Source organism: Kitasatospora sp. NPDC001159, assembly GCF_053598235.1.
Genome location: NZ_JBSFJV010000033.1, coordinates 26,314 through 39,324 on the forward strand (window position 1 = coordinate 26,314; position 13,011 = coordinate 39,324).

11 protein-coding genes are annotated in these 13,011 nt (G+C 74.2%); 9 read left to right on the plus strand and 2 right to left on the minus strand.

The genetic code is table 11. The features are described 5' to 3' along the window. The first annotated feature begins 235 nt into the window (after positions 1-235). Positions 236-595, plus strand: coding sequence for an AAA family ATPase (locus ACWC9T_RS18965; protein WP_449822181.1), 360 nt, complete (start codon positions 236-238; stop codon positions 593-595). Positions 596-755: 160 nt separating this feature from the next. On the opposite strand, the gene ACWC9T_RS18970 is transcribed toward ACWC9T_RS18965, so the two are convergent. Beyond that, positions 756-1,499 (minus strand): TioE family transcriptional regulator, encoded by a 744-nt coding sequence (locus ACWC9T_RS18970; RefSeq protein ID WP_449822182.1) that lies wholly within the window; start codon positions 1,497-1,499, stop codon positions 756-758. Between the two features lie 60 nt (positions 1,500-1,559). Between ACWC9T_RS18970 and ACWC9T_RS18975 the strand changes: the two genes are divergently transcribed. Beyond that, the gene (locus ACWC9T_RS18975; RefSeq protein ID WP_449822183.1) at positions 1,560-2,705 is read left to right on the plus strand and encodes an erythromycin esterase family protein; all 1,146 of its coding nucleotides are present in this window, start codon (positions 1,560-1,562) and stop codon (positions 2,703-2,705) included. Positions 2,706-2,712: 7 nt separating this feature from the next. Here the strand turns inward: ACWC9T_RS18975 and ACWC9T_RS18980 are convergent, their stop codons facing one another. After that, a complete protein-coding gene (locus ACWC9T_RS18980) occupies positions 2,713-3,657 on the minus strand; it encodes a LysR family transcriptional regulator (protein WP_449822184.1) in 945 nt (314 codons plus the stop codon). 72 nt (positions 3,658-3,729) lie between these two features. Here ACWC9T_RS18980 and ACWC9T_RS18985 point away from each other — a divergent pair, with 72 nt between their 5' ends. The 7 genes from ACWC9T_RS18985 to ACWC9T_RS19015 all read left to right on the plus strand — a co-directional run bounded on the left by ACWC9T_RS18985 (position 3,730) and on the right by ACWC9T_RS19015 (position 12,985). After that, positions 3,730-4,383 (plus strand): maleylpyruvate isomerase family mycothiol-dependent enzyme, encoded by a 654-nt coding sequence (locus tag ACWC9T_RS18985; RefSeq protein WP_449822185.1) that lies wholly within the window; start codon positions 3,730-3,732, stop codon positions 4,381-4,383. 230 nt (positions 4,384-4,613) lie between these two features. Beyond that, the gene (locus ACWC9T_RS18990) at positions 4,614-5,144 is read left to right on the plus strand and encodes a hypothetical protein (protein ID WP_449822186.1); all 531 of its coding nucleotides are present in this window, start codon (positions 4,614-4,616) and stop codon (positions 5,142-5,144) included. A gap of 2 nt (positions 5,145-5,146) precedes the next feature. Next, on the plus strand, positions 5,147-5,461 hold the full coding sequence (locus ACWC9T_RS18995; RefSeq protein WP_449822187.1) for a SpoIIE family protein phosphatase: 315 nt from the start codon (positions 5,147-5,149) through the stop codon (positions 5,459-5,461). Between the two features lie 394 nt (positions 5,462-5,855). Next, complete coding sequence (locus ACWC9T_RS19000; protein WP_449822188.1) at positions 5,856-7,205, plus strand: MFS transporter; 1,350 nt, start codon at positions 5,856-5,858, stop codon at positions 7,203-7,205. A 61-nt stretch (positions 7,206-7,266) separates the two neighbouring features. After that, positions 7,267-8,541, plus strand: coding sequence for a non-ribosomal peptide synthetase (locus ACWC9T_RS19005; RefSeq protein ID WP_449822189.1), 1,275 nt, complete (start codon positions 7,267-7,269; stop codon positions 8,539-8,541). Between the two features lie 185 nt (positions 8,542-8,726). Continuing rightward, the gene (locus tag ACWC9T_RS19010) at positions 8,727-11,813 is read left to right on the plus strand and encodes a non-ribosomal peptide synthetase (RefSeq protein WP_449822190.1); all 3,087 of its coding nucleotides are present in this window, start codon (positions 8,727-8,729) and stop codon (positions 11,811-11,813) included. Next, positions 11,810-12,985, plus strand: a complete 1,176-nt coding sequence (locus ACWC9T_RS19015; RefSeq protein WP_449822191.1) for an acyl-CoA dehydrogenase family protein — start codon at positions 11,810-11,812, stop codon at positions 12,983-12,985. The genes ACWC9T_RS19010 and ACWC9T_RS19015 overlap by 4 nt, the downstream gene beginning before the upstream one ends. Positions 12,986-13,011: the final 26 nt, after the last annotated feature.

Consider the following 13,011-nt stretch of genomic DNA (forward strand, 5'->3'; position numbering starts at 1 on the left):
AGCGCGGCCGGTACGTGGTCGCCCTGCACCGCTTTGGCCGACGCGGCGAGGCCCTGGAGGCCAACCAGCGGAAACCCGCTGGTTGGCGTCGCCCGGGCCGCCGTAGACTCCGGTGCTCGTGACCGAGACCATCACCACCGCCCCGACACCCGGCCCCGCCGCCTCGCCCTCCGACGCCGAGCGGATAGCCGCCGCCGTGGCCGCTGCCGGAAGGGGCATGGTCGGGCGCTAGACCGTGGCCGAGGTGGTGGCGCTGTGCGCCGTCGCCGGTGAGCACCTGCTGGTGGTCGCCGCCCCGGGTACGGCCAAGTCGGAGGCTGTGCGGCGGGTCGCGGCGCAGCTCGGCGGCCGGTACTTCGAGTACCTGCTCGGCCGCTTCACCGAGCCCAACGAACTGTTCGGCCCCGTCGACCTGCGCCGACTCCGGGCGGGGCGGGTCGAGTTCGAGACCGCCGGAATGCTGCCCGAGGCCGAGGTCACCTTCCTGGACGAGATCTTCCTCGGTGAGTTCCTCCCCCTCGTGACCGACTCCGTTGGGAAATCCGCAAACCGGGCTGGATGGTCAGGCTGCCAGGTCGAGTGCGGCGAGGTGTGAGATGCGGGTCTGGCCGAGGGGTGTGTCGTTGAGCCAGGAGTCGAGGCGGACGATGTTGATCGCGGTGGCGGCGAACACATTGCCGAGGTGGGTCTTGGGTAGGCAGAGCGCCCCGTTGCGGCGGCGTGAAGCCGCCTGGTCGGGCGGGGCCTCCTCGGCGCTATGCGAGGCCGCCGGGCCCGAGGGTGAGGTAGCCGTTGAGGCGGGTGGCCGCGGTGAGCATCGCCCGGCCGCGGGTGGTGAGGCGGTGGTGCCAGGCGTCGAGGGCCTCGGCCAGGGAGTCCGTTCCGCCCGCCGTGCGGACCTGTTCCAGCACGGTGGCGATGTGGGGCAGTGGGTAGCCGCCGCGGCGGAGGAGATGGGCGAGTTCGGCGTCGCGGACGTCGTCCGGGCCGTATCGGCGGTGGCCGGTGGTGCGCTCGCGGGATGGGGCGAGGATGCCGGCGGCCTCCCAGGTGCGCAGGGTGGCGGGGGTGAGGGCGAGGCGGTGGGCGAGGTCGCCGATGCTGAGCGGGCCGGGGACGCGTGGGGGTCGCACCGTGGGCTTCGCCGTCAGGTGGTCGACGGCTTGGCGGACGGCGGTGAGGGCCTCGCGGTCGCGCAGGAGTTGGGTGTGGCCCCGGTCGATGGCGGTCAGGGCCTCGTCGAGGCGGTCGGCGTGGACGGCGGTCATGATCCGGCCGCCGGTGGCGTGCCCGTACGCGGCGACCAGGGCGAGGTAGGCACGCAGTGCGGCGGCGTGCAGTTCGGTGTAGATCCGGTAGCCGCTGGGGGTGCGCTCGGCGGGCGGGAGGAAGCCGTCGCGCTCGTAGTTGCGGACGGCCTGGGTCGAGAGGCCGTGCTCGCGTGCGAGGTCGGCGGGGCGCATGGTGGCGTTGGCCTCTCGTTTGAAACTTTTCTCCATGGTTGAGGGGCGCTGTCGCTGAAAGCCTCAACCGAGCTTTCAAGGATACGCTTGAGCTCCATGAGTCACGACATCCGAGACTTCCTCACCCCCTCCTGCGAGCTCCTGGCGCTCGGCGAGCCGACGCACCAGGAGCCGGCCTTCGGGCGGGTCCGCAACCAACTCTTCGCCCGACTGGTCGAGCGGGGCTACCGGTCGATCGCCCTGGAGACCGACCGGGTGGCCGCGCTCGCCGTGGACGACTACGTCCGGGGCGGCCCGGGCACCCTCGACGCGGTGCTGGCCGAGGGCTTCACGCACGGCTTCGGCGCCCAGTCAGGAAACCGCCAACTCGTAGCCTGGATGCGAGAGTTCAACCGCGACCGGGAACCCGGGGAACAGCTGGCCTGCCACGGCTTCGACATCCCGACCGAGAACACCATGGCCCCCAGCCCCCGCGGCTATCTCGAACACGCCCGCGACTACCTCCAACTCGATTTCGACATCGCGGCGTTGACGGGCGAGGGCGAGCGCTGGAGCCGCGAGCAGGCGGTGCTGGACGGGGCGAGCTCGCCCGGTGCCACCCCCGAGGCCGGGACGCTGCGCCGCGTCGCCGACGACATGCTGATCCAACTGTACGTACGAGCACCCGAGTTGATCGCGGCAGGCTCGCGCGCCGACTGGCTCCGGGCCGGGACGCACCTGCAGGCCGGGATCGGACTGCTGCGCTACCACGCGCAGGCCGCGATCCAGGGCCTCGGGCTGAGCGACCGGGTGGCCGGCCTGCTCGGGCTGCGGGACGCGCTGATGGCGCAGAACCTGCTCGACATCCGCGCCGCCGAGGCCGAGCGCGGGCCGACCCTGGTGTTCGCCCACAACCTGCACCTCCAGCAAGCCCCGAGCAGCTGGGCGGGAGGAGAGCTGGACTGCCGCTGGAACGGTGCGGGCCGCATCGTCGGCCCGCTGCTGGGCGAGCGGTACGTCTACGTCGCCGGGAGCCTCGGGCGCAGCGAGGTGCTCGGCTTGGGCGAGCCGGCGCCCGGGACGTACGAGGCCCTGCTGCAGAGGCCGGACAGGGCATGGGAGTTGGTGGCGGCCTCGGCGCTCGGCGAAGCCCGCGCCCGTACCGACACGGCCCCGCAGCAGGGTTACTTCTTCGACCGGTCGACCCTCCGTGGGGCGGCCGCCGTGCTGCACATCGGCGACGGCGCGGCGGCGGCCGGGTAGGAGTGCGTCAAGGTCCCGGGTACGCGACGCGCAGGTGGTCAAGCAGGGCGGCGGTCGGCGGTGCCGGCCGTCGCCCGGTCGGCCAGGCCAGGGCGATCCGCACGCGTGGGACGGGATCGGTGAGCTGCCGGATCCGCAGGTCGGGGGAGGGCCCCGGGTCCGGCAGCACTGCCACGCCGAGCCGGTGCGCGGCGAGTTCGGCCAACTGGGGTGGGGCGGCGGCCTCGACGGTCACGGTCGGGCTCGCCCCCGCCTCGGCGAGTGCGCGTTCCAGGGCCGTCCGCAGACCGGTGCCGCGCGGTGTGCTCACCAGGGCGTGCCCGGCGAGCGCGGAGACGGGCAGGGGAACGTCCGGCGCGGAGGCGAGCGGATGGTCCTCGGGGCACACCGCGACCAGCGGTACCTCCAGCACGGTGTGCAGGTCGAGCCCGGTGAGGCTCGTCCAGCCGTCGTCTCCCTCCTGCCCGCGCTCGGCGGTCGGCAGGCCGATCACGGCGAGGTCCAGCCCGTCCTCACGCAGAGCGGCCAGCATCCGTGCGGTGGTGTCCTCGGCGAGCGAGAAATCGATGCCGGGGTGCTCCTGGCGGAACGCGGCGAGCGTGGTGGCGAGCCCCGGAAAGGTGCCCAGAGCGGACGGCGGGGTGAGCGCCGCCCCGGCGACCATGCCGAGCCGCACGTGCCCGCGCCGCAGCCCGCCGAACTCCTGCGCCGTCTGCCGGGCGGCCGCCGCGGCGGCGAGGGCGGCCCGGGCGTGCGGCAGCACCGCCTCGCCGACCCGGGTCAGCCGGACGGTGCGGCCCGAGCGATCGAGCAGCGGGTGCCCCAACTCCCGTTCCAGCCGCCGGATCTGGGCGCTCACTCCGGGCTGGCTCAGGTGCAGCAGTTCGGCGGCCCGGGTGAAGCTGCCGTGCTGGGCGACGGTGACGAAGTACTGGAGCTGCCGGAGTTCCATAACTGTTGATCATAGGTGGCAGAACTGCCTGGTCTTGGACGTGCGGACGGCGGGCACTGCAGGCTGAGGGGCATGGAGAGCGTGCGGCAGGACCAGGGTGTGGAATGGATCCGCGAGCAGATCGCGGCGGAGCGACGGGAACTCGCCGGGGTGTTCACCGGCTTCACAGCGGAGCAGTGGAACTCGCCCTCGCTGTGCGACGGCTGGCGGGTGCGGGAGGTGGCCGCCCACATGAGCACCGGCTTCCGGCAGTCGAGGGCTCGGACGGCCTGGGAGCTGGCCCGCTCCGGCGGGAACATCCATCGGATGTCGGACCGTGTCGCCCGCCGGGACGCTGCCGCCCTCACCGACGGTGAGCTGTCCGCCGCCCTGGCCGACCACGCGCGGCACCCCTGGCGGCCCCCGGTCGGCGGCCGGATCGCGGCCCTCGCCCATGACGCGGTCCACGGCCTCGACATCACCGTGGCCCTCGGGATGCCCGCGCGCCTCCCGCTGCCCCGCGCCGTCGCGCTGCTGGGCGCGGTCGCGGCGCGAAGCGTACGCTTCTTCGGCGCCCGGCTGGAGGGCGTGCGACTGCGGGCGACGGACGTGGAGTGGTCGTACGGGGAGGGGCGCTCGGTGGTGGAGGGCCGGGCGGAGCACCTGCTGCTGGTGGCGTACGGGCGGCGGGTGCCGCGCGGGCTGCTGGCGGGGGAGGGGGCGGAGCGGTTCGGGTGGGGTGGGTAGGGGGTTCGGGTGGGGTGGGTAGGGGGTTCGGGTGGGGTGGGTAGGGGCTGTGCGGGGCGCGAGCGGTACTACCGCACGTAGCTGAACAGCCACTCCTTGAGGGCGGCCCCGGTCCGCCCGTCGCGCGTTCCGTCGTCCCCTCCGCCGCCTGACCTGCGCCCGCCACCCGCCGTGCCTACGATCGGAAGCACCCCTTCCGAGTGCATGGCGAGACGGAAGTCAGGTCGTCGATGACCCCGAGGTCCGCGCAGTGGCCGCCGTACGTGCGGGTCGCGCCGTGGTTGCTGATCGTCGGCGGGCTGGCGTTGAACTCGCTGGAACCGACCGCCTACTGGGGCGATCCGATGCTGGCGGCGGCCGCCGTACTGGCGGGTGCGCTGCTGACGCTGCGGGACACGGTGGCCGCCGGGGTGGCGAACGTGACCGGGATCCTGCTGCTGTCCTTGCAGGACGGGTCGATCGGGACCCGGGCCGGCTATCTGGAGCTGTTCAACACGCTGTTCGCGGCGCTGCTCGGGGTCGGGGTGAACCGGGTGGTGACGCGGCACGGGAGGCGGCTGGCCCGGGTGCGGTCGGTGGCGGAGGCGGCGCAGCGGGCGGTGCTGCCGGAGCCGCCGCGGCGGGTGGGGGAACTGGAGGTCGCGGCCTGTTACCGGGCGGCCCAGGACGAGGCGCTGATCGGCGGGGACGCCTACGCGCTGCAGGCGACCCCGTACGGCGTGCGGGTGCTGATCGCGGACGTGCGGGGCAAGGGGCTGTAGCGGTGGGGGCGGTGTTGGTGCTGCTGGGCGCGTTCCGGGAGGAGTCGCACCGCGCGCCGGACCTCGGCGTGCCGCTCGGGATACCGGAGACCCGGCCGTTCCCGCCGGGGTGCACGCTGCTGCTGGTGACCGACGGGGTGACCGAGGCCCGGAATTCGGCGGGGGAGTTCTACGACCCGGTGCTCGGGCTGGCCCCTCTGGGTCCGTTCGCGGGGCCGGGGGAGGCGCTGGTGGCGGACGTGGCGCGGTGGACGGGTGGGCCGCGCGACGACGACATGGCGGTGCTCGCGGTCACCCGCCGAACGGCGACGGGGTGACCCGCCGCAGCACACGCCGCAGCACCGATCACTCACGTGGTTCACGGCTCAGCCCGGTCACGCCGATATCACGATGTAGTTACGGAAGGTGGGTGCTCCATGGAATCCGGCCAAGTTGAGTGACGTACTCCGGTGGCCGGAAACCAGAGGTCCGAATATCGGACGGTGAAATGGACCACGGCTCCCGTAGGTGGTGCGGATCCCCTGTCGGGCCGTGCTGCCTTGGTCGACGGGCGGGTGTGGCGTCGTGGTGGATCGGCAGCGGGGCATAAGGGGCCGTAAGGGAGGCGCAAGGGCAGGTCACGGCAGTGGCGGGATCCGGCCGACCCGCGGTTCGTCTGGAAACGGTTCCGCCGGTTGCCGCGTATCGAAGAGGTGACCGAGAGTCGCATCGATGAACGAGACGCTTCGCCCCCGCCAGGCCCGACTGCTCGACCACCGCGACTTCCGGCTCCTGTTGGCCGGAGCCGCAGCGGCCCAGACGGGCAGTCAGGTCACCCTGGTCGCCTTGCCGCTGGTGGCGGTGGTGGTGCTCGACGCCACACCGTTCGAGGTCGGCCTGTTGACCGCCGCGGAGACCGCCGCCTTCCTGCTGGTCGGCCTGCCCGCCGGGGCCTGGCTGGACCGGATGCGCAAGCTCCCGGTGCTGATCCGCGCCGACGTGGTGCGCTGCATCGCCGTCGGCTCGATCCCGCCGGCGGCGGCGCTCGGGGTGCTGAGCATGCCGCAGCTGTACCTGGTCGCGCTGGTCACCGGGGTGGCCACGGTGTTCTTTGACGTGGCCCACCAGTCCTTCCTGCCCGCCGTCCTGCCGCGCGAGCAACTGGTCGGCGGCAACGGGGCGTTGGAGACGGTCCGGTCCTCGGCCCAGATCGCCGGGCCGGGCCTCGGCGGCGGGCTGGTCCAGCTGCTCGGCGCGCCGCTCGCCATCGTGGCGGACGCCTGCGGCTACCTCGCCTCCGCTCTGCTGCTCGCCCGGGTCCGGGTCGAGGAGGCGCGGCCGGAGCCCGAGCCCGGGCGCTCGCTGCGGGCCGAGGTGGCCGAGGGCGTGCGCTTCGTCCTCGGGCACCCGCTGCTGCGGGCGATCGCCACCGCCACCGCCGTGTCCAACCTGTTCGCCGCCGTGCTGATGGCCGTGCAGACGGTGTTCTGGGTGCGGGTTCTCGACCTGTCGCCCGGCGCCATCGGCGCGCTGCTGTCGGCCTCCGCCCTAGGCGGACTGGCGGGAGCGCTGTGCGCGGGGCAGCTGTCCCGCTGGGTCGGGCAGGCCCGGCTGATCTGGCTGTCCACCGTGGTGACCGCGCCGTTCGCGGTGCTGTGGCCGCTGTCCGAGGGCGGCGCGGGCGTGTGGCTGTTCGGCCTGGCCGCGGGCGTGGTGCTGTTCGGTGCGGTGGCCTACAACGTCGCCCAGGTGAGCTTCCGGCAGAGCGTCTGCCCGCCCGAACTGCTCGGGCGGATGAACGCCACCATGCGCTTCCTGGTCTGGGGCACCATGCCGATCGGCGCCCTCGGTGGCGGGCTCGTCGCCGACTGGGCCGGGCCGCGCGCCGCCCTGTGGCTCTGCGCGGCGGGATTCCTGCTGGTTCCGGTGCCGCTGCTGCTGTCGCCGCTGCGGCGGATGCGCGACCTACCCGAGGCGGAAGCCGGGGGCGCTGCGACTGCGGAGGTCCAGGGGGCTACGGCCGCGGATGCCCAGGACACCCAGAGCGCCAAGCAGCCCGCCGCGAGCCCGACCACTTCCTGACCCCTGACCCCTGACCCCTGACCGAGCACCCGAGCCGAGACCGGAAACCGGAGACCGTTCCGTGCACGCCAGCATCACCGCCGCCTACCTAGCCAGGTACCGCTCCGCCTCCGCCGACTCCCCGGTGGAGCTGCTCCCGCTGACCGGCGCCCAGCGGCGGTTCCTGATCACCCGCCGACTCGCTCCGCTGACCCGCTCCGACATCGTCCCGCTGTTCTTCGCCTACCCGCGCGGCACCCTCGACCTGGCCCGGCTGGCGCGCGCGGCCGACGCGGTCGCCGCGCGTCACCCCGCACTGTGCGGCGGCTTCGCGACCGTACGCGGTACACCCGTGCTGCGGGCCGGCGGGCCCTCGGTCGAGGTCGCCCGGATCGCCGTCGCACCGAACGGCACCCCCGGTGGCGGCGCCGCCGAGGCGGCGCTGCGCGCGGCCCTGCTGGACTGGCCCCTCGACGGGCCCGCGCTGCGCCTGCTGATCGCCCAGGAGCCGGCGAGCGAGGAGGAGTTGCTCGCCCTCGCGCTGGACCACGCGGCCTGCGACGAACAGTCCCTCGGGGTGCTCGTCGGCGAGATCACCGAGGCCTACCGGCGGGACGAGTCGCCCGCACCCGGCCCTGACCCGCAGGCCATGGCCGACTTCCGGGAGGCCGTCGAACTCCAGCTGGCCGCCGAGGAGGCCGCCGCCGGCGAGGCCGCCCAGGCCCACTGGGGACGCCGGCTCGGCTCCCTGACCGGGACCGAAGGCGGCGCGGCCACGGCCACCGGCATGCTCACCGAGCGGCTGCCCGCCGCCGAGGGCGCCGCCCGCAGCGCCGTCTTCCCCGCCCTGCTGGACGCCGTCGGTGCCGCCGCCCAGCGGCTGCACCGCGCGGACGGCCCGCTGGCGCTCGGCTACCCGTGGGGCGGCCGCCCGCCCGGCGCGCCCGCCGCGCTTGGCTGCTTCCTCAACACCCTGGTGCACGCCGTGCCGGCGCGATCCGCCGCCGACCTGGAGACGCTCTGCGACGACTGGTGGGACGACCTCGACCACGCCGGCACCCCCTTCGACGAGGTGGTGCGCGCGGCCCGCGCCGCCGGCTCCCCCTGGTCCGGCGCGCTGGATGCGATGCTCACCCTGGAGGACCTCCAGCGGCGCCCGCCGCTGGTGCTCGGCGGCGTCACCGGCCGGGAGGTCCACCTCGCCGGACGGCCGCTAGCCGCGCCGCTGGCCGTCGCTGCCACGCACGGCGACGAGCTGCTGGTCCGTTTGGCCTGGGACAGCGAGCGCTTCCCCGCCGCGGACGCCGAGGCCGCCTTCGAGCAGCTGCTCGCCGTGCTGCGCCACCACCTCTTCTAGGCCCAGCCCCTTCCCAGGCCAGCCCGTTCCGACAGGTCAGTCCTTCCGACAGGCCAGTGCCTTCAAACCTCGGGCCGCACCCTCACCCCGGTGCGGCCCGGCCCCCACCGGCCGCCGCGGGACCACCCCACACCCGCGCCCGGCCATCGCAGTGCCAACACGCCCACCACACAAGGGAATCATCCATGTTCGCACTCTCTCCCTCGCAGGAGATCGTATGGCTGCACGAGCAGATGCTGCCGGGCAGCCGCGCCTACAACTTCACAGCCGTGCTCGACCTGTGGGGCACCCTCGACCGCGACGCGCTGCACGCGGGCCTCGCCGCCGTCTTGGGCCACCACCCGGGCTTGCGGCTGGAGTTGGTTGCCCGCGCGGAGGGCCTGCCTGGCCAGCGGGTCGCCGAGAACTGCCAGCCGGTGCTGCGCCACAGCGACTTCACCGCCGAGGCCGACCCGGAGGCCGCCTTCCGCCGGCTGCTCGCCGCCGAGGCCGAGGAGCCGCTGGACACCGAGTGCGCCCCGGTGCTGCGCTGGCACCTGGTCCGACTCGGCGAGGACCACCACCGGCTGATCCACGTCGAGCACCACCTCGTCCACGACGGCCACTCCTTCGCCATCCTGCTGCGCGACCTGTTCACCGTCTACCGCGCCCACGTCCTCGACCAGCCGTACGAGCTGCCCGCCGCCCCCTCGTACGAGCAGCACGCCCGCCGCTCCGTCGACCCCGACGCCCGCGAACGCGATCTCGCCTTCTGGACCCGGGAGTTGGCCGACGCTCCGCGCGAGGTCACCCTTCCCGGACTGGCCAAGCCGGGCGTCGAGCGCCGCCACCGCGGCGGGCAGCTGCGCCAGTCGATCGGGGCCGACCTCGCCGAGCGGCTGCGCGAGCGCAGCAAGGCGGACGGCCACACCCCGTTCAGCACCCTGCTCACCCTGTTCGCGGAACTGCTGCGCCGCCACAGCGGCCACCGCGAACTCGTCATCGGCACCGCCGTCGGCAACCGGCCGGAGGGCTTCGAGAGCACCGTCGGCATGTTCGTCAACACCGTGCCGCTGCGCCTGCGGCTCGACCCGGCCGCCCCCGGTACCGAAGCCGTGGACGAGGCCACCGACGTCCTGTTGCGCGCTCTGCCGCACCAGGACCTGCCGGTGCAGGAGCTGACCCGCCGCTTGGGGCTGCACACCGGTGGCGCCGACAACCCGCTGTTCAACGTGATGTTCAGCGCGCACGACGCCGCGCTGCCGGACGTCCAGGCACCCGGCCTGGAGGTCTCGCTCTACGAGGGCTTCAACACCGGCACCACCCGCTTCGACCTCGACCTGGTGCTGCTGCCCGACGACCGCCGGGTGGTCGGCGAGAAACACGGCGCCGCCGGGATGACCCTGGTCTGGGACTACGACGCCGACCTCTTCGGCGAGGCCGGGGCCGTGCTGCTGGCCGACCGCCTGCTGGAGCTGCTGCGCCGCTACCTCGACCGGCCGCAGACGCCGCTCGCCGAGCTCGCCCCCGCGCCCGAGGCCGAGCCTGCCACCCCGGTGACCCCGGGCGGGCTGGACCCCGCCGCCGCCCACGACCCCACCGCGCTCGCCCTGCTGGCCGGAACCGAGCGGATCAGCTACGGCGAACTCGACCGCCGTATCGGCGAGTTGACCGACCGGCTGCGCGCCGCCGGGGTCGCCCCCGGCCAGCCGGTGGCCGCCGTGCTGCCGCGCGGCACCGACAGCGTGGTCGCCCTGCTCGCCTGCCTGCGCCTCGGCGCCGTCTACGCGCCGCTGTCCACGGAGGACCCGGCCTCCCGACTCGGCCTGTTGCTGGAGCGGCTCGCCCCCGCGCTGGTCCTGGCCACCCGGCAGAGCGCGCTCGCGCTGCCCGCCGAGGGCGTCACCCCGGCGCTACTGGACGGCCCCGCGTTCCCGAAGGCCGAGCCCGCCGCCGTGCTGGAGGGCGCCGCCTACGTCATCCACACCTCCGGCTCCACCGGTGTCCCCAAGCCCGTCCTGGTCGGCCGTGAGGCGCTCGCCGGGTACGTCGCCGCGATCGCGGCCCGCTACGAACTCACCTCCGCTGACCGGGTGTTGCTGTTCGCCCGGCCGTCCTTCGACGTGGCACTGGAGGAGGTGTTGCCCGCCCTCGCCGTCGGCGCCACGCTCGTGCTGCCGCAGCGCGAGGTGCCCACCGGGCCCGAGCTGGTCGCCGTGCTCGCCGCCCGCGGCGTCACCGTCGCCAACCTGCCGACCAGCTACCTGCTGGGCGTGCGCGAGGACCTGCGCGAAGCGCTGCGGGACGGCCGTTGGACACCCCGGCTGCTCGTCCTCGGCGGCGAGCGCCTGCCCGCCCGCGCGCTGGCCGGCCTGATCGAGTCCACCACCGTGCTCAACGCCTACGGCGTCACCGAGGCCACCGTCACCTCCACCGTCCACCGGGTCACCGAGGCCGACGTCGTCGAGGACGGCGAGATCCCGCTCGGCACCGAGATCGACGGCGTGCGGATCCACGTCCTGGACGAGACCCTGCGCCCGCTCCCGGTCGGCTGCGTCGGTGAACTCGTCGTCGTCGGCGACCTGTTGGCCGAGGGCTATGTCGGCCTGCCGGAGCCCACCGCCGCCCGCTTCACCATCGTCCCCGCGCTCGGCGGTGCCCGGGTCTACCGCACCGGCGACCGCGGCTACCGCGACACCGAGGGACGACTGCGGTTCCTCGGCCGCGCCGACAACCAGGTCAAGCTGCGCGGCCACCGGATCGAACTGGAGGAGATCGAGGCCGCCGCCTCCGCCGAACTCGGCGGCCGCTCCTGCGCCGTGCTGCTGCACACCGACCCGCAGACCGGCCCCCGCCTGGTCGGCTTCCTGGAGGGCACCGACCGCCCCGACCAGGCCGCCCTGCACGCGGCGCTGGCCCGCCGGCTGCCCGGCGGACTCGTCCCGGCCACCTGGACGGCCGTCCCCTCGATGCCCACCCTGCCCGGCGGCAAGCCCGACCGCGCCGCCCTCGCCCGGCTCGCCGACGAGACCCCCGAGCATCAGGAGAGCGCGCCCAGTGCCTTCGCCGACCCCGGCCAGGAACTGATCGCCGCCGCCTGGCGCGAGGTGCTCGGCCATGACCGCTTCACCGCCGACTCGCACTTCTTCGAGGTCGGCGGCCACTCGCTGCTCGCCGCCCAGCTCGCCGCCTACCTGGAGCCGCACCTGGGCAGCCGCCCGCCGCTGCGTACCCTTTTCCGCCACGCCGTGCTGGCCGACCAGGCCCGTGTTCTCGCCGGAGGCTCCAAGTGAGCGCCCCTTCCGCCGTCCTCGAAGCCGGCCACCGCGAGCTCGTCGAGGCCTTCGAGAGCTTCGTGCGCCGTGAACTCGTCCCGCTCGCCGCCGAGTTGCCTGAGACCGCGGACCAGGTCCCGGCCGACCTGCGTGCCTATGTGCGCAAGCGCTCCGCCGCGCTCGGCTTCTACGCCGGGGACTACCCGGAGGAACTCGGCGGCGCCGACATGCCGTTCACCGCCGTCGTTCTGCTGCACCACGCCGCCGGGCGCAGCGGCTGCGTGCTCGCGCCGTACGCGCTGGCCGGCTCCGACGGCCCCAGCCCGCTGCTGCGGCACGGCACCCCCGAGCAGATCGAGACCCACCTCGTCCCGCTGGTGCGCGGCGAGCAGACCCGCTGCCTGGCGCTGACCGAGCCGCAGGCCGGCTCGGACGCGTTCCGGCTCACCACCACCGCCGTGCGCACCGGTGACGGCTGGGTGCTGAACGGGCGCAAGACCTTCGTCAGCAACGCCGAGCACGCCGGGATCGCGCTGGTGGTCGCCGCCACCGACCTCGGCGACGGCGCCGGGCCCACCGCCGGGGCCACCGCCTTCGTGCTGCCGATGGACCAGCCCGGACTGCGGATCGGCCAGCGCTACGAGGGGATGTCCGGCGAGCCGCTGTTCGAGTTGCTGCTCGACCAGGTCAGCGTCGGCCCGGAGGCCGTCATCGGCGGCGAGGAGGGCATCGCGGCGGCCACCGCCCTCGCCATGGACAGCCTCTCCCGCGGCCGCCTGGTCGTCGCCGCGATGTGCAACGGCATCGCCGAGTACGCGCTGCGCGCCGGCGTCGAGTACGCCCGCGAGCGGCGCGCCTTCGGCCGGGTGATCGGCGAGTACCAGCACGTCCAGGAGCACCTGGTGACCACCCGCGCCGAGGTGGAGGCGTCCAAGCTGCTCACCCTCGCCTGCGCACGGCTGGTGGACGAGGGTACGGAGGCACCCGAGAACGCGGCACTCGCCAAGCTCACCGCCTCCGAGACGGCGGTGCGCGCGGTGGACCGCTCGCTCCAGGTGCACGGCGCCACCGGCTGGGTGCGCGGCCACCCGCTGGAATTCCTGTACCGCTATGTCCGGATGACCACGATCATCGAAGGGACCTCCGAGGTCCAGAAGGTGATCATCGCCCGTTCCATGGGTCTGAACTGACGTCTAGTCACTTATCTGGAGTCGAT

Coding starts and splice junctions, on each gene's coding strand:
- ACWC9T_RS18970 (WP_449822182.1), bottom strand. CDS start 1,499: ATGGAGAAAAGTTTCAAACGAGAGGCCAACGCCACCATGCGCCCCGCC.
- ACWC9T_RS18975 (WP_449822183.1), top strand. CDS start 1,560: ATGAGTCACGACATCCGAGACTTCCTCACCCCCTCCTGCGAGCTCCTG.
- ACWC9T_RS18980 (WP_449822184.1), bottom strand. CDS start 3,657: ATGGAACTCCGGCAGCTCCAGTACTTCGTCACCGTCGCCCAGCACGGC.
- ACWC9T_RS18985 (WP_449822185.1), top strand. CDS start 3,730: ATGGAGAGCGTGCGGCAGGACCAGGGTGTGGAATGGATCCGCGAGCAG.
- ACWC9T_RS18990 (WP_449822186.1), top strand. CDS start 4,614: ATGACCCCGAGGTCCGCGCAGTGGCCGCCGTACGTGCGGGTCGCGCCG.
- ACWC9T_RS19000 (WP_449822188.1), top strand. CDS start 5,856: ATGAACGAGACGCTTCGCCCCCGCCAGGCCCGACTGCTCGACCACCGC.
- ACWC9T_RS19010 (WP_449822190.1), top strand. CDS start 8,727: ATGTTCGCACTCTCTCCCTCGCAGGAGATCGTATGGCTGCACGAGCAG.